Source organism: Pseudomonas monsensis, from assembly GCF_014268495.2.
Taxonomy (GTDB): domain Bacteria; phylum Pseudomonadota; class Gammaproteobacteria; order Pseudomonadales; family Pseudomonadaceae; genus Aquipseudomonas; species Aquipseudomonas monsensis.
Genome location: NZ_CP077087.1, coordinates 786783 through 808453, shown reverse-complemented (window position 1 = coordinate 808453; position 21671 = coordinate 786783). Strand labels below are relative to the sequence as shown.

Genomic DNA, 21671 nt, shown 5'->3' with positions numbered 1-21671 from the left:
CGAGAGTCGAAGCGGATAACTTTTTGCCTTCCCCTGTTTCAGAAAGGACGCCCATGTCGCTTTTCAAAATTGCCTCTGTGGCCGCCATCGCCCTGACCCTGGGCGCCTGCGCCAACCTGTTCCAGCCCAACTACCGCACGCCGCTGGAAACCACCCGCGACGCATCGGAAACCCTGAAACCCGGTTGCTCCAACCCGGACTGCCCGCTGGTGAACATCGACACCCTGCACTTCCCGGCCGAGCCTGCCCTGGACGGCATTATCGAAAAACGCCTACTGCAAATGACCCGCACCGAGGCGAATGAACCGGTAGCGCCAACGCTGGCGGCCTATCGCGAGCAGTTCCTGCGCACCGCTGGCCCGCGCAACAGCAGCTATTTGCAGGCCAAGGTACGCGAGCAGCATGACGGCTTGGTGATCATCGAGCTGTCGAGTTACCTCGACACCGGCGGCGCCCATGGCACCCCGGGTCGCGGTTTCATCAACTATTCGCGCCAGCAGCATAAAGTGCTGAACCTGTCGGACATGTTGCTGCCGGGTCAGGAAGAGGCGTTCTGGAAGGCCGCGCAAGTGGCGCACAACAGCTGGCTGATCAGCACCAAGCTCGATCAGGAAGCCGAGTTCGTGAAGAACTGGCCGTTCGTGAAAACCCCGAATGTGGCGCTGACCTACGGTGGCGTGATCCTCAAGTACGACGTGAGCACCCTCGCGCCTTACGCGCTGGGCCACGTCGAACTGAAGATTCCTTACCCGCGTCTGAACGGCATCGTCAAACCCGAGCTGTTTCCGGGCCGTAACTGAAGGCTCGACCGAGCACCAGTTGCAACAGCCCTGCCAGCACCAGTGCCGGCAGGGTCGCGCCGACGTCCGGATACAAGTTCGCCAGCAAGTGGTAGGTGCTGATCCCGCCCAGCCACGCCAACAGCGCCGGCCAGCGCAATGCAGCTGACGCGACCTGAGCACTGCGCTTGCGCAGGATGAAGTGATCCACCAGCACCACGCCGAACAGCGGCGCGAACACCGAGCCGATCAGCAACAGAAAGTTCTGGTATTGCGCCAATGGCGCCAGCAGCGCGATCAGCGTGCAAAGCACGCCGATGGCCAAGGCCAGATGCTCGACCTTCAAGCGCAGCAGAATCCCGCTCGATACCGCCGCCGAGTGAATATCGGCAAACGCGTTTTCCGATTCGTCGAGCAGAATCAGCAACAGCGGAATCCCCAGGCCGGCACCGGCCAAAGCCAGCAGCAACGCATTGACTTCACCGCTCGGCGCGAACGCCAGGGTGTAGGCCACGCCGAGGCTCATCAGCCAGAAATTGCCGATGAAGAAACCGATGGCCGTGCCACCGAAGACGTTCTTCGCACGCTTGCCGAACCGCGAATAGTCAGCGATCAGCGGCAGCCACGACAGCGGCATCGCAATGGCAATGTCAAAGCCTACGGCGAACGGCATCGAACCGTCCCCGGCACGCGCCCAGAGTGCCGCCAGATCGGCCTTGGCGAACAGGTTCCAGGTCAGCCAGATGCACGCGGCGAGGATCAGCCAGATGCCCCACTTGCGCAGGATCTTGCGCACGAAGGTCAGCGGCCCGCTGACCGCGAGCAAGGTGGCCAGCGCACCGAAGCACAAGGTCCAGAGCATCGGACTGGCCCACAGCGAACCTTCGCTGAACGCCCGGGTGCCGAGCAGACTGGCGGCGTCGCGCATGACGATGATTTCGAACGAGCCCCAACCAATCAGCTGCAGCAGGTTAAGCAGCGCCGGCAGGCTCGCGCCTTTACTGCCGAGGCTGAGTTTCAGCGCGGCCATCGACGACAGGCCGGTGTCGCTGCCGATCACACCCACAGCAGCCAGCAGCAGAACGCCGACCAGAGTGCCGAGGAAAATTGCCAGCAGTGAACCCGACAAGCCCAGACCGGGCGCGAGCAAGGCACCGGTCTGCAACACCATCAGGCCGATGCCGAGGGAAAACCACAGGGAAAACAGATCGCGACCGCCGAACACACGCTTGTCAGCGGGCACGGCGAGGTCGGGGGAATAAGTGCTGGGTTGAATGCTCAAGGGGGTTGATCTCACAGGAGTGATAGCTACAAGTTGCAAGCCACAAGCGGCAAGAAAAAGCAGGTTTCGCATCTGCTTTTATCTTGCTGCCTGTAGCTTGCCGCTTACACTTTTTTATAAAGCTGACTGCCTTCCTTCTTGAACCGCTCGGCCTGTTCCGCCAGGCCTTGGGCGACGTCCACGTCGACCGCGTCGATCCGCTGGTTGGCCGCGTATTCGCGGACTTCCTGAGTGATCTTCATCGAGCAGAATTTCGGCCCGCACATCGAGCAGAAGTGCGCGACCTTGGCCGAATCCTTCGGCAGGGTTTCATCATGATACGAACGGGCGGTGTCCGGATCGAGGCCGAGGTTGAACTGGTCTTCCCAACGGAATTCGAACCGCGCCTTGCTCAGGGCATTGTCGCGAATCTGTGCGCCCGGGTGGCCCTTGGCAAGGTCGGCGGCATGTGCGGCGATCTTGTAGGTGATGATCCCGGTTTTCACGTCATCCTTGTTCGGCAAGCCGAGGTGCTCCTTCGGCGTCACGTAGCAGAGCATGGCGCAACCGAACCAGCCGATCATCGCCGCCCCGATACCCGAGGTGATGTGGTCGTAGCCCGGCGCAATGTCGGTGGTCAGCGGGCCGAGGGTGTAGAACGGCGCCTCGTCGCAGCACTCGAGCTGCTTGTCCATGTTCTCTTTGATCAACTGCATCGGCACGTGCCCCGGGCCTTCGATCATGCACTGCACGTCGTGCTTCCAGGCAATCTTGGTCAGCTCGCCGAGGGTTTCCAGTTCGCCGAATTGCGCTTCGTCGTTGGCGTCGGCAATCGAGCCCGGACGCAGGCCGTCGCCCAGCGAGAAGCTGACGTCGTAGGCCTTCATGATTTCGCAGATTTCGTCGAAGTGGGTGTAGAGGAAGTTCTCTTTGTGGTGCGCCAGGCACCACTTGGCCATGATCGAACCGCCACGGGAAACGATGCCGGTCACGCGCTTGGCGGTCAGCGGCACGTAGCGCAGCAACACGCCGGCGTGGATGGTGAAATAGTCGACGCCCTGCTCGGCCTGCTCGATCAGCGTGTCGCGGAACAGCTCCCAGGTCAGGTCTTCAGCAACGCCATTGACCTTCTCCAGCGCCTGGTAGATCGGCACGGTACCGATCGGCACTGGCGAGTTGCGGATGATCCACTCGCGGGTTTCGTGAATGTGTTTGCCGGTGGACAAGTCCATCACGGTGTCCGAGCCCCAGCGAATGCCCCAGGTCAGTTTCGCCACTTCTTCTTCGATGGACGAACCCAAAGCGCTGTTGCCGATGTTGCCGTTGATCTTCACCAGGAAGTTACGGCCGATGATCATCGGTTCCAGTTCGACGTGGTTGATGTTGGCCGGAATGATCGCGCGGCCACGGGCGATTTCTTCGCGAACGAATTCAGCGGTGATTTCTTTCGGGATGCTCGCACCGAAGCTGTGGCCGGCATGTTGTTGGTTCAACAGGCCAGCGGCGCGGGCCTCTTGCAGCTTCATGTTTTCGCGGATGGCGACGTATTCCATCTCGGCGGTGATGATGCCTTTGCGCGCGTAGTGCATCTGGCTGACGTTGGCCCCGGCCTTGGCGCGGCGCGGGTTGTTGACGTGGGCGAAACGCAGCTTGGTCAGTTCCGGGTCGGCGAGGCGTTCCTGGCCGAAGTTGGAACTCAGGCCTGGCAGACGCTCGGTGTCGCCACGGTCGTCGATCCACGCCGAACGCACGTCACCCAGGCCTTTGCGCACGTCGATCACCACGTTCGGATCGGTGTACGGGCCCGAGGTGTCATACACGGTGACCGGCGCGTTGATTTCGCCGCCGAAGTCGGTCGGCGTCACATCGAGGGTGATTTCGCGCATCGGCACGCGGATGTCCGGGCGCGAGCCCTGAACGTAGACTTTTTGCGAACGGGTGAACGGCTGAACCGACTGCTCATCGACCTTGGCCGAGTCACTCAGGTTGATCGCGTTTTTTGCTTTTGTAGTCATCACGGGCTCTCCAGACAGCATCCAGGCAATGGATTGTCGGAGCAGAACCTGAAAGGCACGGACGCACCAGGACCGGTGCTGTGCATCGTCGTCGAGCGTTCGATTGTCGAACAATATCCCGGACGAAGCACAAGAGGACTCGCCGGGTGACGAGAAATCTTGTTCCCTACGCAGGCGCTAACCTGATCAGGTTCAACGGGATCCGAAATTATTCGATCTCAGCCTCATAGCAAGGCACCCCGACAAGAACCCGGCCAGTCTAGACACAACCGACAAAGAACGCCAACACCGCAGCAAACACCATGATGAATGGCGCAATTACCGGGACTTGCAGGATTGTTGCCGCACGATTGCACAACTACACTCGCTTTGCCCTGTGCGCCTTGACGCTGCGGGAGCTGCGCCTTAGCCTTGGCGCGCACATTATTTTCGTAATATTTCTTGCTAGGGATCGCCTCATGCTGCGCAAACTTTCACTGGCTCTTGCCGTGTCTTGTGCGTCCAACGCAATGGCCTGGGCAGCAGAAGCGCCCTTGTCGACCAAGACCGATCTGGTCAGCGTCTATCAGGAAGCCGTCGACAACAACGCCGATCTGGCCGCTGCCCGCGCCCAGTACGGCGCGCAGAAAGAAGTGGTGCCACAGGCTCGCGCAGGGTTGCTGCCCAACCTGTCCGGCGGCGCCGAAGTCGCCGACGTGCGCACCTCGATCGACCAGCCTTCGGCCAATGCCACTCGCAGCGCGCATTCCTATCAGGCGACGCTGGCTCAGCCATTGTTCCGCGCCGACCGCTGGTTCCAGTACCAGGCGGCCAAGGACGTCAACGAGCAGGCCGCGCTGCAACTGTCGGCCACCGAGCAGAACCTGATCCTGCAATCGGCCGAAAGCTATTTCAACGTGCTGCGCAGTCAGGACAATCTGGCCTCGACCAAGGCTGAAGAAGCCGCGTTCAAGCGTCAGCTCGACCAGTCCAACGAACGCTTCGATGTGGGCCTGTCGGACAAGACTGACGTGCTGCAATCGCAAGCCAGTTACGACACCGCGCGCGCCAACCGCATCGTTGCCCAGCGTCAGGTCGACGATGCCTTCGAAGCACTGATCACCTTGACCAACCGTCAGTACAACTCGATTCAGGGCATCGTCCATACACTACCGATCCTGCCGCCGGCGCCGAACGACGCCAAGGCCTGGGTCGACACCGCCGCCAAACAGAACCTCAATCTGCTGGCGAGCAACTTTGCGGTCAGTTCCGCCGAACAGACCCTCAAGCAGCGCAAGGCCGGCCACTTGCCGACCCTCGACGCCGTGGCCAAATACGAGAAAGGTGACAACGACGCCCTCGGCTTCGCCAACCCGAACGCCTTCGGCACCCCCTACGGTGGCAACGTCGATCAGCGCACGCTGGCCTTGCAACTGAACATCCCGATCTACAGTGGCGGACTGACCAGCTCGCAAGTGCGCCAGTCCTATGCGCAACTGGATCAGAGCGAGCAGCAGCGTGAAGCCCTGCGCCGGCAGGTTGTCGAAAACACCCGCAACCTGCACCGCGCGGTCAATACCGATGTCGAGCAGGTGCAGGCGCGCCGCCAGTCGATCATCTCCAACCAGAGCGCCGTGGAAGCCACGGAAATCGGCTATCAGGTGGGTACACGCAACATCGTCGATGTGCTCGATGCCCAGCGTCAGCTGTACACCTCGGTGCGCAACTACAACAACACCCGCTACGACTACATCCTCGACAACCTGCGCCTCAAGCAGGCGGCGGGGACGTTGAACCCGGGTGACCTGCAGGACCTGACGCGCTATCTCAAAGCCGACTACAACCCGGACAAGGACTTCTTGCCGCCGGATCTGGCCAAGGCCGCCGAGGCACAGCTCAAGGCCCGGCCTTAATCCAGAAACCCGCAGAAATGCGGGTTTTCATTGCCTGATCATTGTCGCCAGACAAATCCGCCCTTGCGCCGCCCTTGCGGATAGATGGACCGCTGCGCCTTGTCCAGATGACCACCCTGGCGCACGAAACTGACCGCCTCATTGTTTCGCCGACTACGCATCCAGGTGATCCATCCCAGTAGCTCAGCGTGCCCCAACGCTTCGATCAATAACAAAAACTGTCGCCGCCAGCGTGTACTGGCCCCCATGCCCAGCCCGGAACTGCGCTTGAGATCCGGGATGCTTTGACCATTCATCACCCCTTTCACGAAGTCTAGCCAGAGGTCAGGCCGGATCATCCCTTCCAATGGCGTTCCAGACAGAATGGAAAAGCAGGTCACACAGGGATCACATTTGAACTTGGGACGAATCCCTGTGATTCGATAGGTTCGATCGCCTTTACACTTGGGGCATATCGCGTGCCGGGCATTGAGCATCGTTTCGATCCAGACCATGACCGCTTGCTGCTGCGCAGCAATATGCTCGGGGGCTTGCAGGTTTTCCCGGTAATGTCGCGTCGTCCACCACTGATACAACTCAGGGCACTCTTCGGCCATCACCTCGCGGGTTGCTTTGCCCCAACTGAAATAGACCTTATGGTTCATTCCCAGACGAGGCGCTATCTGGACACTGGACCAGCCGGCCAACAAGTAAAGCGCAAACGTGGACCACAGCTCCATACGGCGCAGATTGGCGAACGGCGTATCGCTCAGACTGTTGCAGCCTTTCTGACATGAGCCGCAGTAGTAGTACGGTAGCCGACGGGCCGGATGAGTCTGGCAGGTCAGATTGGTGTTGCTACACCATGGGCAAAACTTCACTCGCCGATACGGCAATTCGTGCAGATAGCGGATCAACCGATTGGCGTCGGGCCGCAGGTGCATCGGGAGACGGACCTCGTAGTCCGGCAAATCGCCTTGTCCGGGGATGGGCAGATCGGGCAGTCGAGACGTCATTGGCTCAGCACCGACTCATCAGCAAGGCTTGCTCGGCTAGCTCAGCTTCGCGCTGAGCGATGGCAGCTTCCAGCTCTGGGGAACGTTTGGCCCAGTCATCCGCAGGGAGTGGTTTTGACCATTCGATGATGTCGGGATGGGGCAATTCAGGTGGGTGGGAAAGCTTCCAGTCCTGCAGCTTTTCCGCCAGATAAGTGCCCAGAAGCGTTATGCAGAAAACTCCCCACAGGACGCTCAACACTTCCCCTTTGCGCAAGTCGACAAGGAGCGATCCGATTTGGGTTTCTTCGTAAGGCGCGATACCCACCCGACTGTCGGGGACAGCCTCAGGTCCGATTTCCATGTAACTGCGTATGCACTCCCACAATGCCATCGCGGTAGTGCCGCCGCCGCAGTTGAAGCCTAGGGAAAAGTGTCTGTTGTCTTCCGTGGCGTGCGGGTCTGGATTTTCGAAACCGATGACCAGCAGACCCATTGTGGCTTTACCAGCCTGACTGACGGATGACTGCTGAGTGGCGGCAGCTGTCACGGTTTCCCACGGGACGATCCAGTATTCACCGTTGCCGCGGGGCACGCAGACTTCGCGGCGTTGGCGGTTGAAGCGTATGGGTAAAGGAACTTCGCGGAAGAGGCCTTGGATCACGAATATTGAAGGGATACCGATGATTAACAACGTTGCTATCCAGATCAGTCCGGGGTCTGGGGTGATGTAACCCATAAATACAAACACTAACAGCGATGGCCACAGCACCATCACCGCCGAGCCGATGCTGTAGTTACCAATGTCGAGAAACACATCGTTTTTGCGCCAGATGGTGTTGAGCACATCACAAGGCTTTTCACCCGTAGGAATGGGCAACGGCGCCAAGTAATCATTGCGCGAAAACATTCCTTTTTTCGTAGTGCCTGCCGGTGGCGTACTCATGCCTGTGCCTCAACTCGTCCGGCCAACTCGGTTTCGCGTTTGGCAATGGCCTCTTCCAACTCGGCGGAACGTTTGGCCCAATCATCCGCAGGGAGTGGTTTTGACCATTCGATGATGTCGGGATAAGGCAGATCGGGTGGCGGGTACAGCTTCCTCCTTTGCAGATAAGTCGCGAGAGGTGCATTGAAGATAAACACACCAAATACGCCTTCCCACAGTAGAGTCAAAAACCAACCGCGTTCGCTGGCTTTATCTGTCATGTAGTCGATGTAGTAACGGAGGTTGGCGCCGGAATTAAGCGCTACCGCATCCGGGGCTGCGTCAGGCCCGATCTCCATATAACTGCGCATGCATTCCCACAGAGCCATCGCCGTGGTGCCACCGCCACAGTTGAAGCCCAGCGAAAAGTGCTTGTTGTCTTCCGTGGCTTGCGGGTCGGGGTTTTCGAAACCGATGACCAGCAGACCCATGGTTGCTTTACCAGCCTGACTAACTGATGACTGTTGGGTGGCGGCGGCTGTCACGGTTTCCCACGGGACGATCCAGTATTCACCGTTGTGGCGGGGCACGCAGACTTCGCGGCGTTGGCGGTTGAAGCGTATGGGTAAAGGGACTTCGCGGAAGAGGCCTTGGATCAACCAAAAAATGGGGAGTGCCATGATGCACGCCCCCAAGATCAAAGCATCCGGATCTTTGAAGATGTATGCCAACCCCAAAAACAACATCACTCCGGGCCACATCACCATCACCGCCGAGCCGATGCTGTAGTTACCAATGTCGAGAAACACCTCGTTCTTGCGCCAAATGATGTTGAGCACATCAGAAGGCTTCCTACCGGTGGGAATAGGTAATGGCGCGAGATAGTCATTGCGCGAAAACATCCTTTTTTCAGTTGTGCCTGCCAGTGGCGTACTCATCGCTTGTCCTTCGGCTGCAGGTAAATAGCTCCGGGGTAATCCTCACCGAGCGGGTATTTCGGGACACGGTCAAGTTCAGGGGTTGGGTCGGTTCGCAGCGCTATGACACCCGTTGAGTTGTTCAAGGTAAAAGCCAAACCTCGCTCCCCGCCGATAAAACTACGAGCACCGAGTATCCCGGTCAGAGGCGTGCGATAACGCAACCTTAGCGACAACGTGCCAGGTGGTGTGCGCAGTAAGTCTTTCACCTCTTTGAAAGGGCCGCTTATACGCAGCCCCTGGCCTTCCTCGATCGGTATCCACTGACAGAGGGTGCCCGGCAACCAGTAGGGCGTCATATCGCGCCACGGACGGGGAGGTTTGAAATTGCCGGTCCGACTATTTTTGATCAAATATCGGTTTTCGAGAGTATCCACCGGGTCACCGACCATGCTCAGTTCCAGGTAGACACTGCCTGGCTCGGCGCCAGGCAAGTCGATGGTCAGAGAATTAATGGCGCTGACGAAAGCCAGGCCGGAACGGCCATTATCAGGCGCTGGATCAGAACTGCTTTGCATGGTGACCCGAGGCGTATAGAGGATGAGGTACAAACGGTCGAGTTCGTCCTGTTGGGCTTTGGGCGCAATAGGCTCCAAATCGTTAGCTCGGGCCTTAGACCAACAGCAGTTGTTCAGGAAGTTTTGCAGCGGCGTTTTCTCGAAAATCCAGGCAGTCAGATACAGCACGCCAAGGCCCAGAATGATCCAGTTCACCGGCCCCATATAGAGCGTGTAGCGCAAGATAGCGACTTCCGCAGTTATTGAGCCTGCCAAGGCGCGGGCGGTGTAGCCAAACCCTAATATCGCTTGAGCGCCGAAGGCCGCTACTTGTCCTCCGATTACGATTTGACGCACGTCCAACCAGGGATCGACCTGAGTTTGGGCATCCTCTAATCGAAGTTTCAGGGATTTGAATTCTTGCATAGCGGCATAAGCCGACAACCCACCAATCACCCCACCAAACAACGTAAGCGCGGGCGCAGCAGAACCAAATAAGTAAAACCGATCCTTCCCCAACCCAATCCGCACCTGACTATCCACCACCGCCACCAAAGCCGCCGCCCCATACAAACTCGCCGATACGGTCTCATTCACCCGCCGGGCCTCCATCCCCTCCAGCACCCCGGCCTCGCTCAAATAGTTCTGCACATTCACCACGTTCAGCAACAACGCGGCCAGCGGCACCACTCCCCCGCTGTTGACCACCACCGGCGAATTCACAATCCGTTCCACTCGCCCGACGCCAATCGCTTTCCCCGTCTTGTTCACCCATTCATCCAACGCCTCGGCCCGTTGCCCCAACAATTTCCACGCCGGTCGCACGCCCTCGGTCACGAATTGCAAGCGGCTCTCAGCGCCCAACCTCGCGGCAACAAAAATGCTCATCCAGGACGCGCTGAAGCCCTTGTCACCCTTGAGCAGCAGCAACGCCGCGCCCAGCCGATTGACCAGCACGCTCCATTGGCTGCCGGCATCCCGAGCCATGCTTGCGATGTGATCAAGCACTGCCACGCTCAACGGCGCCAAGGCCTGATGGGTGGCGCTGATGTTGTCGGCGGACAATGCGGCCATCAACTCGCCGAGGCGCGAGGCGTTGTTGACCGCCGCCTCAAGCGACGGCGTCCAGGCGTGGAACAACTGCCGGAGTGCGCCACCGTCGGCGGTGCGCACGTAGTCGGCGTATTGCTCGGCGCCCTGAGCGCGGATGCATTGCGCGGTCAGGCAACCGGTGGCGAGTTCGGTCAGCCACTGGCGGGTTTCAAGGTCGTCGTAATCGACAAACCAGGTACCGCTGGCGGAGCGTTTCAGGTACACGCCACGGTCGGCGAACAACACAGTGTGGCGTTGTTCGAGTTGTTGGAAGTGGCCAGCGGCGGTGTCGGTGAACCATGTGTCCATGGCATCGAGGTCGATGTACTTGCCGACCTTGGCGCTGAACGCATGATTGTTGAGATTGGCTTGTTTCTCCGCGCGATATTGCCGGACCACTTCCTCCGCTTCGTAGTACAGATCAGCCGGAATAAACGCTCGTACCGGGCCGACGATGGCTGCGATACGGGCATCACGGGCGGCCGCTTCGGCCTGGGTCGGCCGACCGCCGTATTGCCGATCCCGGGTTTCAACCCTGAGTACCTCATTCAGCCGATCCTGGGTGTCGAGCATGATCTGGCCCTGCTCGGGCGTGAGGCTGATGTCGCGATCCTTGTAGCGATAACTGAGATTACCGGCCAGTTCGGCGCCATCCTCGCTGATCAAACTGCGCACAAACCCGCCGATGCTCAGGCGCAGATTGTTCTCGCCGAGCCATTTTTCGTGGCCGGTTTCCAGCCATTCCTGTTCGTGGTTGATGTCGCGCAACACACCCAGATCGTCGTCCAGGCAGGCGAAGACAGCGAACAGCCCCCCGGTGTGTGCCTGGGCGTTTTCCAGCCAATCCCGCGTGCCCTGCCCGTCCCATGGCTCGGCGCTCCATTCGCCCGGTGGCTCGTCACTGGCGTCGGGATATTGATCGAGAACTTTGTGACGCTCACGAATACGATGCCTGGCGTCTGTGTAGGCCTTGATGTTGGTCGGGGTCGGGTTCGCTAACAGCGTCGCGCCGAGTGCGTCGGTGTCCTCGGCGTTTTTTTGCTGATCGGCTTTCATCGACCGGGCGTAGCTGTCAGGGATGAGTTCGGCCATGACCTCGTCGGCCTTCTGCAGCGGTGGGCAGTGCGGGGCCTGTAATTCGTCGGCCACCGTGCGCAGGGCAATGTGGCGCATATGCTGGCTGCGTTTGGCGCTGCTGTCGCTCAGCGACTGGCAGTGCTCGGCGTTTAACGGGAACTCGCTGTAAAGCATCCAGGCGTCGTGGATTTTTTGCAGCGCCAGGCCCGTCAATGTCGCGTCGAGTACCGGAGTGGCCGGCGCGTCCAACGCCTGTTCCTGCAACAGCCCCTGTGGCGAAACAGCAAAACGCTTGAGCGGCCCCTGATGCTGCCAGAGGTACACAAACCCTGCCCGCAAACGACGTGCGGCCATCGGCCGACTCTCGGGCGCGATAGCGGGAACGCAACAAACGTGCTCAGATTTTTCGTGCGCCAGCGCGTAGCGAACCGGTACGACAAACAGTTCGGGCTGACTGGCAGGGCATGGATGCACCAGGCCGTTGATGTCCACGTGGGGCTGGGCTTTGGCCGCGCGTTCGGCCTGAGCGGCCTCATCGACCATGGCCAGTTTTTCGGCGCTCATCGCGTGAAGTCCTTGTCGTTCAGTAACTGATGCGTCAATGCACGGTTGAGGTTGTCCAAGCGCTGGCGCGGCAAGAGTCCGGGTTCGGCCAGTAACTGCCTGTATGCAGCGTGCTCCGGGCCATCGGGGAAGTCAGCGCCCAACACCACACAGAAACGCACCCAGAGAAAGACTTCATCGACGGCACTGAAGCCGCTACGTGCAGCACTGGCCTGACAGTCCATGGCCCACTGCTGCAAAGCAGTCGAAGCCAGTGAACCAAGGGATTTGGGGAAGTGACATTGACCGTATTCGATCAATTGCCGGGCGAAACACTTGCGTTTGGCAGTGTTCAGTTGATCGAGTTGTTCCGCTGTCAGCAGCAACCACGGCTTATCCGCATACGGGATCGCAGGTTGCTCGGTTTGCTGATGGATTTGTGACTCCGGCAGACGGATCAGCCGTACCGGTCCCATCAACCGATCCCGTTCCGGCGCGGGCAAGTCCATCAGCCACAACGCGGTGATACGGGGGTCGTAGAACCGAAAGAAAACCGTCGCTGCCCCCTCGACACGGGCATGGATCAAGCTGCGCAAATGCTCCTGCACCTGACTTTCGTCGGCCGCCGACTCCAGCCAGATGCCCGCCGTAGCGCTCCACTCCTGCGAAAAAACCTTTGCCAACGGGCTATCGGGCACGACGCCGATCAGCACGGGACCGACACTTTCCAAATGACTGTAGGCGGTGCGCTGATAAAGCGAGTGAGCCGTCGCGCCGCCCGTCATTTCAAACAGACGATCCGAAAGGTTTTCGATCTGGACTCGATCCAGCAACAGGTAAGCCCGATTCATGCGTTCACCTGCGCCAGTTTTTCGCACACGGCGCAGACTGAAGCGGCTTGCTCTGCGGCCTGAGCCAGCGCGGCTATTTGCGGGGTAATGGACAGCGCGATCAGCACCTGTGAATCGTCGGGCACTGCCGCCAACGCGGTCTGCGGCGCGACACCTGTCATCGGCGCGCCCCCCTCGACGATGGCCACACTGCTGAAGATCCCGCCCGCATTGATCACGAGGTGATGGCCGCCAGCAGTCAGCGTCAGGCTCGTGCCGGCATCAATCACCACCTGACTGGCCGTAACCCGCGCATGCGGGCCGGCCTGAATCACCAGCGTGCCTTGCGCCGTGGTGCTGCTGTTGCCTCTGATGCTGAGCAGGTCGTCGCGGCCGATCACCGTGTTGCGCGTACCGTCGGTGGTGTGGCGCTCGTCAGCCTTGATCAGGCTGGTGCTGTGGTTGTCCACCTGCTCGAAACGGTCGCGGCGGATTTGGTTGTGGCTGTCGTTGAGGATCAGTTGTTCGAAATCACGTTCGGCGCGCAGGTAGATTTTTTCCTGGCCGGCGCGGTCTTCGATCATCAGTTCGTTGTAACCGCCGGTGTGCGGTGAACTGTGGCTGCGCAGTACGGTTCGGGTCTTCTGCTCGGGCAAGGTGCAGGGCGCAGACTTGACCTTGTTGGGCACACAACCGGTGATCAGCGGTTTGTCCGGATTACCTTCGAGAAAGGTCACCACCACTTCCATGCCGATGCGTGGAATCGTCACCGAACCGAAGCCTTCCCCGGCCCAACTCGACGACACCCGAATCCAGCAACTGCTGCGCTCGCTGTTGAGTTCGGCGCGGTCCCAGTTGAATTCGCACCTCACTCGGCCATATTCGTCGCAATAGATTTCTTCACCGGGAGGCCCCGTGACCCGTGCGGTCTGGCAGACCAGCGGACGACGCGGTGTCGGCAGCGGCGCACGAAACACCACCTCGGCAGGAATCACGCTGAAGGTGTTGCGATACCCCTGAGTGAAACCGTCGGTGTCTTTCGTGTCGCTGGTAATCGCTTCCTCAAGCACCTGAGGCTGTCGCCCAGTGTGAGATACGCTGAGCAACAGCCACAGATCATTACAGCTTTTGCGCGGGTGTTCGGTCAGTTCGAACAGATGGCCGCAGCGCAGATTTGCCTGATCGCTTTGACCCTGGCCCAATTCATAGTCGCTGCGATGGCGCTCCAGCGCCTGCCGGGCCCATTGCTTGCCGGACTTTTCGTTCTCGATCAACAGCGGATAGCGGTAATCCTCCAGCGTCGGGGTGAACTCGGCGGTGAAGCGGCTTTCGATCAGCAGACTCGGCCGTTTGAGGTCATAGTCGCGGCGAGTAACGGTGCTGGTGCGTGTGCTTTTGCGCACGCTGAAACGGCTGACCACCGGATGCTCCGCAACCATCCCGCTATCTTGCTGATACGGCGTGGCGCCAAGGGTGGGCAGAAACACCTGATCGTCGGTGAACACCAGCAAATGGCCGTCCGCCGAGTGCTGGTGATGCCAGGCGATGCCGTCTTCGGCGCACAGGCGCTGGATGAATTCCAGATCGGATTCGCCGTACTGAGTGCAGTAATCACGCGGCGGGTTCGCCGTGACATGAAAGGTAAAGGCATCACCCTGAATGCCATGTCCCTTGAGTACCTGCGCGATGATCTGCGGCACCGTGCGCTGCTGGAAAATCCGCTGATCGTGGCTGAACTGCAAGTAATGCAGCGCCGGCACCAGCGTCAGGTGATAACGGGTCAGGCGCTTGCCGGCCTCACCGACCAGGACGTCTTCGATACGCCCATGAATACCTTCACCGTTGTGGCCAAACTGCAAAAACGCAGGCTGGCTGAGCAGGCGCTCCAGATCGAAATCCGGGTGCTCGCTAACCAGTTCGATGTGGAAGGTATAGAGGGTGCTGATCGCTTCGGTGCCATTGAACGCCAGCACCTGAAAGTCGTGACGGATAGCAGGAATCTGCAACGCAAAATGCGCGGCATTGGCCGACCGGAACATACGCTTATCCTTAAGCAAAGAGGAAAAGAGCGCGATGTCCAAACCGTCCTTGGTTCGTGCTCGCAAGAATTGGCGGGCACGCTAACAAGACGAAAAAAAGATAGATGTAGGGGGATTCCCCAAAGCCTGAAGGACACTTCCTCAAAGCCAACGATGGACCTGAGGCGAGGGAGCTTGCTCCCTCGCCTCAGGTTTGGTTTTTCCTCAGCGAATCAGTCTGCCCAGCCCGTCCAGCAAGCGCTGTAACGCCCCCTGATTGCGGCGCATCACCGCCAGCCCGGCCTCGGCCATGCGCTGGGCATCGCGCGGCAATTCGAACAGGCGCTGCACTTCCACCGCCAACCCTTCGGCATCATCCACTTCCGCCAGCGCGCCGGCTTCGCGCAACTGCGCGGCGATGTCGAGGAAATTGAACAGGTGCGGGCCGCTGAGCACCGGTTTGGCCAGGGCCGCCGGCTCCAGCAAGTTATGCCCGCCGTTCGGCACCAGACTGCCGCCGACGAAAGCGCTGTCGGCCAACGCATAGAGAAACAGCAACTCGCCCATGGTGTCACCGAGCAGCACCGAGGTGTGTGACTCGACGTTGGCACCGGTCGAACGGCGCACCGTGGCAAAGCCTTCACGCTGGCACAACTCGAACACCGAGTTGAAGCGCTCGGGATGGCGCGGCACCAGAATCAGCAGCGCATTCGGGTAGTTCGTCAGCAGACGACGATGGGCGTCGAGCACCACTGCGTCCTCACCCTCGTGGGTACTGGCGGCGATCCACACCGGGCGTTCCAGCGCCTGCCATTGGCCGCGCAGTGCGTTGGCGCGTTGCAGCAGTTGCGGGTCGATGGTCAGGTCGAACTTGATCGAACCGGTAACCTCGACTGTCTCCGGCCGTGCCCCCAGATCACGAAAGCGCTGGGCTTCGGCTTCGGTCTGTACCGCGAAAAAACTCATTTCCGCCAGCATCGGCGCGGTCAGTTTGCTGAAGCGGCCATAACCCCGGGCCGAACGTTCGGACAGTCGGCCGTTGGCCAGCGCCACCGGTATCCCGCGTTTGGCGCATTGATGAATGTGGTTGGGCCACAGTTCGGTTTCCATGATCACCGCCAGTTTCGGCTGTGCCCGATCAAGAAAGCGCGCCGCCGCACACGGCACGTCGTAAGGCAGGTAGCAATGCTGAATGCGCGGCTCGTCGCCGAACAAGGCATGAATCCGTTCCGAACCGGTCGGGGTCATGCAGGTCACGGTAATCGGCAGCTGTGGATAACGTTGCAGCAAGGCGCGAATCATTGGCGCGGCGGCAATGCTTTCGCCCACCGAAACGGCGTGCACCCAGATCCCGCCGGGCTGCAGTGACGGCATCCCGTAAGAGAAGCGCTCGCCAATCCGCTTGGCATACGCCGGGGCCTTGCGCGAGCGCAGCCACAGCCGAATCGCCACCAATGGCAGCCCCAGGTAAAACAGCGCGGTGTAGAGAGTTCTATTCATGGCGGCGGAGTTTATCGACTTTTATCGCCGATCGCCCGCAAGTGCACGGCAAAACGTTCAGCCAGCCAGCGCGCCGCCGGCCCCAGCGGTTCATCGCGGCGCCAGACCAGTTCCACCACCAGTGCTGGCGGTGTCCATTCGCTGTCCAGTTCGACCATCAGGCCCTGATAGGCGGAATACTGCACCACATGCCGTGGCAGCCAGGCCCAACCGAGATCGCGCACCAGCCATTCGGCCATCACGTAGAAACTGTCAGCGCGCCACACCTGCGGGCTGGCCGGCTCATTGCCGGGGTAGACACTGGTTTGCGTCGACATCAGCAATTGCCGGTGCTGCGCCAACTGCTGACAGGTCACGTAGGACTGCGCCGCCAGCGGATGGTTGATGCCGCACACGGTGACCATTTCCACACTGCCGAGCACCCGGCGCTCCAGCGCCTCGGGAATTTCATCGTGGTAAAACAACAGACCGAGATCGGCCCGGCGCTCCACCAGTTTGCGCGCGACTTCGCCCTGGGCGGCGCTGGTCAACTGCACCTCCAGACTCGGAAACTGCTCGGCCAGTGCGCCGAAACTTTCCACCAGCGCCTGATAGGGCATCGCTTCGTCCTGCGCCACGCGCAACTGTGCTTCCTGGCCACGCAGCATCGCCATTGCCCGGCCGTTGAGACGCTCGCACTGACGCAAGACTTCCCGCGCCTCTTCCAGCAGTGCCTCGCCGGCTTCGGTGAGCGAGGGCTGGCGACCGCTGCTACGCTCGAACAGGCTGACGCCCAGGTCATCCTCAAGCATCGCAATCGCGCTGCTGATTGCCGATTGCGCCTTGCGCTGCCGGCGCGCAACGGCAGAAAACGAACGCTGTTCGGCGACGTCGACAAACACTCGGAGCTGATCAAGATTCCACTGCATACCGCCTCACCAACCCATCTTCAAAACAGATAGGTAATGACTTTACCCCATCTGACGACTCTCTAGAATGCCGCCCTGAAAGCAACGTTTCATTTGAGGGTTTGAACCATGAACGCCTACGTCTATCTGACCATTGCCATTTGCGCCGAAGTGATCGCCACCGTGTCGATGAAAGCGGTCAAAGGCATCAGCACACCACTGCCGCTGATTCTGGTGATCGTCGGTTATGGCATCGCCTTCTGGATGCTGACCCTGGTGGTACGCTCCGTACCGGTGGGTGTGGCCTACGCCGTCTGGGCGGGCATGGGGATCGTGCTGGTCAGCATCGCGGCGCTGTTCATTTATGGGCAGAAGCTGGACGTGCCGGCGATGCTGGGGATGGCATTGATTGTCCTCGGTGTGGTGGTCATCCAGCTGTTCTCCAAGACCGCCGGGCATTGACCTGCACTGCACACCTCCCCTGTGGGGCGGGCCTGCTCGCTCCCACAGTGCTTTTGCGCCACGGCTGTTGATCATCGACAAATCCCCCTCTTTCCCGAGTCTGTATACTGCGCCCTCGTCTTGAACACTGAGGTCGTTGCATGCCATCCGTTATTTCCACCGACGTTCTGATTGTCGGCGCTGGTGTCGCCGGCCTCTGGCTGAACGCGCGTCTGCGCCGTCAGGGGTTTGCGACCGTGCTGGTGGAAAGCGCCAGCCTCGGCGGCGGGCAGACAGTGAAGTCGCAGGGCATCATCCACGGCGGCGCCAAGTACGCGTTGCACGGCGCCCTGACCGGCGCCTCCGAAGCCATCGCCGACATGCCGCGCCGCTGGCGTGAAGCCCTCGCCGGCCATGGCGAGCTGGACCTGTCCGGCGTGCGCCTGCTGTCCGAGGCTCATTACCTGTGGTCACCCGGCACCCTGGCCGGCAACCTCACCAGTTTCTTCGCCAGCAAGGCCGTGCGTGGCCGGGTCGATCAGGTCAAGGGCGAGCAATTGCCGCCGGCCCTGCAAGACAAGCGCTTCAAGGGCAAGGTCTACCGCCTCGCCGAACTGGTGGTGGATGTGCCGAGCCTGATTGCGCGCCTGGCCGATCTGGCCGGTGACGGCCTGCTCGCCGGGCAAACCATCGAGCCGCTGCTGGAGGCGGGAGTGCTGGTCGGTCTGCAGGTCGACGGTCGCGAGATCCGCGCCCAGCGCATCGTCCTCAGCGCTGGCGCCGGTACCGCGCAACTGCTTGAGGCCCTGGGCCTGAGCCAGCCGGCCATGCAGCGCCGGCCGCTGCACATGATCATCGCCAAAGGCCCGGGGCTGAAACCGCTCTACGCCCATTGCCTGGGCGGCGGCACCAAGCCGCGCATCACCGTGACCACCCACCCGGCCGCTGACGGTCAGTGGGTCTGGTACATGGGCGGTGACATCGCCGAAAGCGAAGGTGTCGCCCGCGAGCCCGCCGAGCAGATCGCCACCGCGCAAAAGGAAATCGCGCAATTGCTACCGTGGATCGACCTTGGCACCACGCAATGGGCGACGCTGCGGGTCGACCGTGCCGAGCCGCTGCAAACCGGCCTGACACGTCCGGATAACGCGTTCCTCGCTGACGAGGGCCGCTTGCTGGTGGGCTGGCCGACGAAACTGGCACTGGCACCGGACTTTGCCGACCGCGTGATCGCCTCCTTGCAGCGCGACGGCATCCAGCCACATGCCACCGAACCCCTGCCGGCACTGCCGAAACCACCGATGGGCATTGCTGCCTGGGAGCAACTGCTGCCATGAGTATCGCGACTCTGCATGATCTCCATCGCCCATTGGGCAGCACCGGCCTGACGGTTTCGCCGCTGGGCCTGGGCACAGTGAAACTGGGCCGCGACCAAGGCGTGAAATACCCCAACGGGTTCCAGATTCCCGATGACGAGGCTGCGCGCATGCTGCTCAGGCAGGCACGCGAGCTGGGCATCAACCTGATCGACACCGCGCCGGCTTACGGCCGCAGCGAAGAACGCCTCGGCCCGCTGCTGCGTGGCCAGCGCGAGGACTGGGTGATCGTCAGCAAGGTCGGCGAGGAATTTGCCGACGGCCTGTCGCGCCACGACTTCAGCGCGGCGCACACGCGCAGGTCAGTGGAACGCAGCCTGCAACGTCTGGAAACGGATTCTATCGACCTGGTCCTGGTGCACTCTGACGGCAATGACATGGCCATCCTCGAACACGAAGAGGTCTACGCCACGCTGGCGGCGCTCAAGGCCGAGGGCAAGATTCGCGGCTTCGGCTTCTCCGGCAAAACCGTCGAAGGCGGGCTCAAGGCGCTGGAGCAAGGGGACTGCGCGATGGTCACCTACAATCTGAACGAACAGAACGAGAAGGCAGTCATTGACTATGCTGCTGCCCACGGCAAAGCCATTCTGGTGAAGAAAGCCCTGGCCAGCGGCCACGTGTGCCTGAGCCCGGGAGTGGATCCGGTGCGTGCCAGCTTCGAGTTGCTGTTTGCGAAGCCTGGCGTGGCCAGTGCTATTGTCGGAACGATCAATCCGCTGCACCTCGCCCATAACGTTGCGACCGTTGCCCGGGTCCTTCGTGGTCACTGACGCCGCTTCGCGGCCTTAAGCAGGAGCCGATATGCCGCGCACGCTCATCAGAAAGAACCCGAGCAACTTCAAGACCCTGCCCCTGTTCGTCGAAGCCACGCCCGACGGCTTGGCCTATCAGAGCGTCGGCATGCCGCTGAACTTCGCCCAGACGTTGCAGCGACGCAAACCGGTGAGTGTCGCCGACACCGAACGCTTCTCGCTGGAGCTGGCCAATCTCGGGGTCTCGGTGCGTCTGACCCTGCACTGGCAGAATCGCGATTACTGGGTGCTGGTGCGCCAGCGGCGGCAGGATCGCGGCGACGTGGTACTGAAACTGATTTCCGGTTATGTGCCGGCTCACGAACTGAACATTCCGCTGCACACGGCCATTCAGGAAATCGCTGAAGAGTGCCTGCTGGAGACGCCGGAAGGCTGGCTCGGGGGGCGCTTCAACGACACCTGGCTGCCGGCGCCCTACGCCTCGGCCCTGCACTATCGCGAGGCGTTGCCGTTTCGCCTGACCCCGTTGTCCGGATCGGCGCGGCCGATACGTTGCGCCAATCTGCAATTGGTCGAACGGCCGCGGGCTTATGTACATCTGCCGACGGCATCGCTGCAATTGATCTACGACCTGCGCCTGGACGTGCCCAAGGAAGCCAAATCCCTGAGCCTGTTTCATGTCGATGAACGTCTGGAGGGCGATCAACTGGTCGCGCGGCTGGACCGCAAACGCCCGGATCTGTACCTGATGCCGCTCAAGGATGGCGCGCCGCTGGCCGAGCTCTACACCCTCAAGCGCGACAAACTTGTGCCGGCCGGCACGCGTGGCCTGTATCTGGCCGAAAGCTTCGCCACGCAGACCGGCTGGGTCGTGCGCGAAGAGCGAATTCGCTGGAAGGACTGGCTGGTGCAACAGGGCCTGCAACCGGCGAAAGCCCCGCGTCAGGGCCTCAAGCAGTTGAGCATCAAGGCGCTGCGGCTGGTCGGTCTGGGCAAAAAGCGCGCGAGCAAATAGCCGCTAGCGCCGGCGATCCATCCAGGTGCGCAGCGTGGCGAAGAAGTGGAAATAGCGGTTTTCGCGCTTGCCCATGCCGCGCTTGGGCGAGAACGATTCTTCGGCAAACGCCCCGGTAATCCGTACACGCGAGGCCTGGGTCGGCAACGTGCAGACCTTGGCACCCGCCTCTAGCAGCGCGTACTTGAGCAGACGCTCGGAATGCAGCTTGCGCCCCGTCGCCTTGCAGAAATCGAAAATACGCTCGATGCGCTTGCCATAGGCGACATAGGTATCGCGCCCGCAAATGGCAAAGCGATCGTTCAGCCCGCCCCACCACTGCCAGTCCGGAATGTACGCGTTGTGGCGTCGCGCCTGCGCATGGTTGAACACATAACCGGGCAACGCGTTGTGGAAGAAATTGTCCGGTCGCACGAACACGACGAAATCCGGGTTGAACGGTTCGATCATGCCGGTGACGGTGTGCAGCGAGTTGAGCTGATAGATCAGGTTGCGCAGCGACGCATAGTCATCGCCCCAGGTATCGCCCTGAGCCTTGACCTGTTCGAAATCCCAGCGCTCCAGTACGCCCTCGGTCGAGGTCAGCCCGCCGGACATCGACTCGAAGGGTTGGTAGTTGTCCGCCGCCAGTTCGCCTTTTTCGCCAGAACGGGTGTTCTGCACTTCATCGATTTTATACAGGTGATAAAAGCACTTTACGTCGCTGCCCGCAGGCAACTGCGCCAGCACGTTCTGTTCGATGGAGGGGAAACAGATCGACGAATTTCTCGGAATCCCGAAAAACGCCACGGCAATTTTCAACACTCAACAGCACCTTTTG

General features: G+C 60.7%; 17 protein-coding genes and 1 riboswitch. Of the genes, 6 read left to right on the top strand and 11 right to left on the bottom strand.

Annotation, left to right across the window (positions count from 1 at the left end):
* The first annotated feature begins 53 nt into the window (after positions 1 to 53).
* Complete coding sequence (locus HV782_RS03435; RefSeq protein ID WP_123470864.1) at positions 54 to 800, top strand: RsiV family protein; 747 nt, start codon at positions 54 to 56, stop codon at positions 798 to 800.
* On the opposite strand, the gene cytX is transcribed toward HV782_RS03435, so the two are convergent.
* On the bottom strand, positions 769 to 2061 hold the full coding sequence (cytX, locus tag HV782_RS03430; RefSeq protein WP_123470862.1) for a putative hydroxymethylpyrimidine transporter CytX: 1293 nt from the start codon (positions 2059 to 2061) through the stop codon (positions 769 to 771). The two genes, HV782_RS03435 and cytX, sit on opposite strands and share 32 nt — an antisense overlap.
* A 104-nt stretch (positions 2062 to 2165) precedes the next feature.
* The gene (thiC, locus tag HV782_RS03425; protein ID WP_095138094.1) at positions 2166 to 4055 is read right to left on the bottom strand and encodes a phosphomethylpyrimidine synthase ThiC; all 1890 of its coding nucleotides are present in this window, start codon (positions 4053 to 4055) and stop codon (positions 2166 to 2168) included.
* Between the two features lie 146 nt (positions 4056 to 4201).
* Positions 4202 to 4307: riboswitch (TPP riboswitch) on the bottom strand.
* 206 nt (positions 4308 to 4513) lie between these two features.
* Between thiC and HV782_RS03420 the strand changes: the two genes are divergently transcribed.
* Complete coding sequence (locus tag HV782_RS03420) at positions 4514 to 5947, top strand: TolC family outer membrane protein (RefSeq protein ID WP_123470860.1); 1434 nt, start codon at positions 4514 to 4516, stop codon at positions 5945 to 5947.
* Positions 5948 to 5985: 38 nt separating this feature from the next.
* Here the strand turns inward: HV782_RS03420 and HV782_RS03415 are convergent, their stop codons facing one another.
* From HV782_RS03415 to HV782_RS03375, 8 genes are all read right to left on the bottom strand, one after another.
* A complete protein-coding gene (locus HV782_RS03415; RefSeq protein WP_186746154.1) occupies positions 5986 to 6942 on the bottom strand; it encodes an IS1 family transposase in 957 nt (318 codons plus the stop codon).
* Positions 6943 to 6946: 4 nt separating this feature from the next.
* Positions 6947 to 7867, bottom strand: coding sequence for a DUF6708 domain-containing protein (locus HV782_RS03410; protein WP_186746156.1), 921 nt, complete (start codon positions 7865 to 7867; stop codon positions 6947 to 6949).
* A complete protein-coding gene (locus tag HV782_RS03405) occupies positions 7864 to 8784 on the bottom strand; it encodes a DUF6708 domain-containing protein (RefSeq protein WP_186746158.1) in 921 nt (306 codons plus the stop codon). Before HV782_RS03405 ends, HV782_RS03410 begins: the two co-directional genes overlap by 4 nt.
* Positions 8781 to 12053: a toxin VasX gene (locus HV782_RS03395; RefSeq protein WP_225931053.1), complete on the bottom strand. Its 3273-nt coding sequence runs from the start codon at positions 12051 to 12053 to the stop codon at positions 8781 to 8783. Before HV782_RS03395 ends, HV782_RS03405 begins: the two co-directional genes overlap by 4 nt.
* Positions 12050 to 12883 (bottom strand): DUF4123 domain-containing protein, encoded by an 834-nt coding sequence (locus tag HV782_RS03390; protein ID WP_186746160.1) that lies wholly within the window; start codon positions 12881 to 12883, stop codon positions 12050 to 12052. Before HV782_RS03390 ends, HV782_RS03395 begins: the two co-directional genes overlap by 4 nt.
* Positions 12880 to 14901, bottom strand: coding sequence for a type VI secretion system Vgr family protein (locus tag HV782_RS03385; RefSeq protein WP_186746162.1), 2022 nt, complete (start codon positions 14899 to 14901; stop codon positions 12880 to 12882). The genes HV782_RS03390 and HV782_RS03385 overlap by 4 nt, the downstream gene beginning before the upstream one ends.
* 204 nt (positions 14902 to 15105) lie before the next feature.
* Complete coding sequence (gene waaA, locus HV782_RS03380) at positions 15106 to 16380, bottom strand: lipid IV(A) 3-deoxy-D-manno-octulosonic acid transferase (protein ID WP_186746164.1); 1275 nt, start codon at positions 16378 to 16380, stop codon at positions 15106 to 15108.
* A gap of 11 nt (positions 16381 to 16391) precedes the next feature.
* A complete protein-coding gene (locus tag HV782_RS03375; protein ID WP_123470846.1) occupies positions 16392 to 17288 on the bottom strand; it encodes a LysR family transcriptional regulator in 897 nt (298 codons plus the stop codon).
* Between the two features lie 108 nt (positions 17289 to 17396).
* On the opposite strand from HV782_RS03375, the gene HV782_RS03370 reads away from it, so the two are divergent.
* The 4 genes from HV782_RS03370 (at position 17397) to HV782_RS03355 (ending at position 20851) form a co-directional block, all read left to right on the top strand.
* Positions 17397 to 17729: a DMT family transporter gene (locus HV782_RS03370; protein WP_123470844.1), complete on the top strand. Its 333-nt coding sequence runs from the start codon at positions 17397 to 17399 to the stop codon at positions 17727 to 17729.
* A 140-nt stretch (positions 17730 to 17869) separates the two neighbouring features.
* Positions 17870 to 19045, top strand: a complete 1176-nt coding sequence (locus HV782_RS03365) for an NAD(P)/FAD-dependent oxidoreductase (RefSeq protein WP_186746166.1) — start codon at positions 17870 to 17872, stop codon at positions 19043 to 19045.
* Complete coding sequence (locus HV782_RS03360) at positions 19042 to 19854, top strand: aldo/keto reductase (RefSeq protein ID WP_123470841.1); 813 nt, start codon at positions 19042 to 19044, stop codon at positions 19852 to 19854. The genes HV782_RS03365 and HV782_RS03360 overlap by 4 nt, the downstream gene beginning before the upstream one ends.
* A gap of 31 nt (positions 19855 to 19885) precedes the next feature.
* Complete coding sequence (locus HV782_RS03355) at positions 19886 to 20851, top strand: metal ABC transporter ATPase (RefSeq protein WP_123470839.1); 966 nt, start codon at positions 19886 to 19888, stop codon at positions 20849 to 20851.
* Positions 20852 to 20854: 3 nt separating this feature from the next.
* Here HV782_RS03355 and HV782_RS03350 read toward each other — a convergent pair whose 3' ends face one another.
* A complete protein-coding gene (locus HV782_RS03350; RefSeq protein WP_123470837.1) occupies positions 20855 to 21655 on the bottom strand; it encodes a hypothetical protein in 801 nt (266 codons plus the stop codon).
* Between the last annotated feature and the right edge of the window lie 16 nt (positions 21656 to 21671).

Coding starts and splice junctions, on each gene's coding strand:
- HV782_RS03435 (WP_123470864.1), top strand. CDS start 54: ATGTCGCTTTTCAAAATTGCCTCTGTGGCCGCCATCGCCCTGACCCTG.
- thiC (WP_095138094.1), bottom strand. CDS start 4,055: ATGACTACAAAAGCAAAAAACGCGATCAACCTGAGTGACTCGGCCAAG.
- HV782_RS03420 (WP_123470860.1), top strand. CDS start 4,514: ATGCTGCGCAAACTTTCACTGGCTCTTGCCGTGTCTTGTGCGTCCAAC.
- HV782_RS03415 (WP_186746154.1), bottom strand. CDS start 6,942: ATGACGTCTCGACTGCCCGATCTGCCCATCCCCGGACAAGGCGATTTG.
- HV782_RS03410 (WP_186746156.1), bottom strand. CDS start 7,867: ATGAGTACGCCACCGGCAGGCACTACGAAAAAAGGAATGTTTTCGCGC.
- HV782_RS03405 (WP_186746158.1), bottom strand. CDS start 8,784: ATGAGTACGCCACTGGCAGGCACAACTGAAAAAAGGATGTTTTCGCGC.
- HV782_RS03395 (WP_225931053.1), bottom strand. CDS start 12,053: ATGAGCGCCGAAAAACTGGCCATGGTCGATGAGGCCGCTCAGGCCGAA.
- HV782_RS03390 (WP_186746160.1), bottom strand. CDS start 12,883: ATGAATCGGGCTTACCTGTTGCTGGATCGAGTCCAGATCGAAAACCTT.
- HV782_RS03385 (WP_186746162.1), bottom strand. CDS start 14,901: ATGTTCCGGTCGGCCAATGCCGCGCATTTTGCGTTGCAGATTCCTGCT.
- waaA (WP_186746164.1), bottom strand. CDS start 16,380: ATGAATAGAACTCTCTACACCGCGCTGTTTTACCTGGGGCTGCCATTG.
- HV782_RS03375 (WP_123470846.1), bottom strand. CDS start 17,288: ATGCAGTGGAATCTTGATCAGCTCCGAGTGTTTGTCGACGTCGCCGAA.
- HV782_RS03370 (WP_123470844.1), top strand. CDS start 17,397: ATGAACGCCTACGTCTATCTGACCATTGCCATTTGCGCCGAAGTGATC.
- HV782_RS03365 (WP_186746166.1), top strand. CDS start 17,870: ATGCCATCCGTTATTTCCACCGACGTTCTGATTGTCGGCGCTGGTGTC.
- HV782_RS03360 (WP_123470841.1), top strand. CDS start 19,042: ATGAGTATCGCGACTCTGCATGATCTCCATCGCCCATTGGGCAGCACC.
- HV782_RS03355 (WP_123470839.1), top strand. CDS start 19,886: ATGCCGCGCACGCTCATCAGAAAGAACCCGAGCAACTTCAAGACCCTG.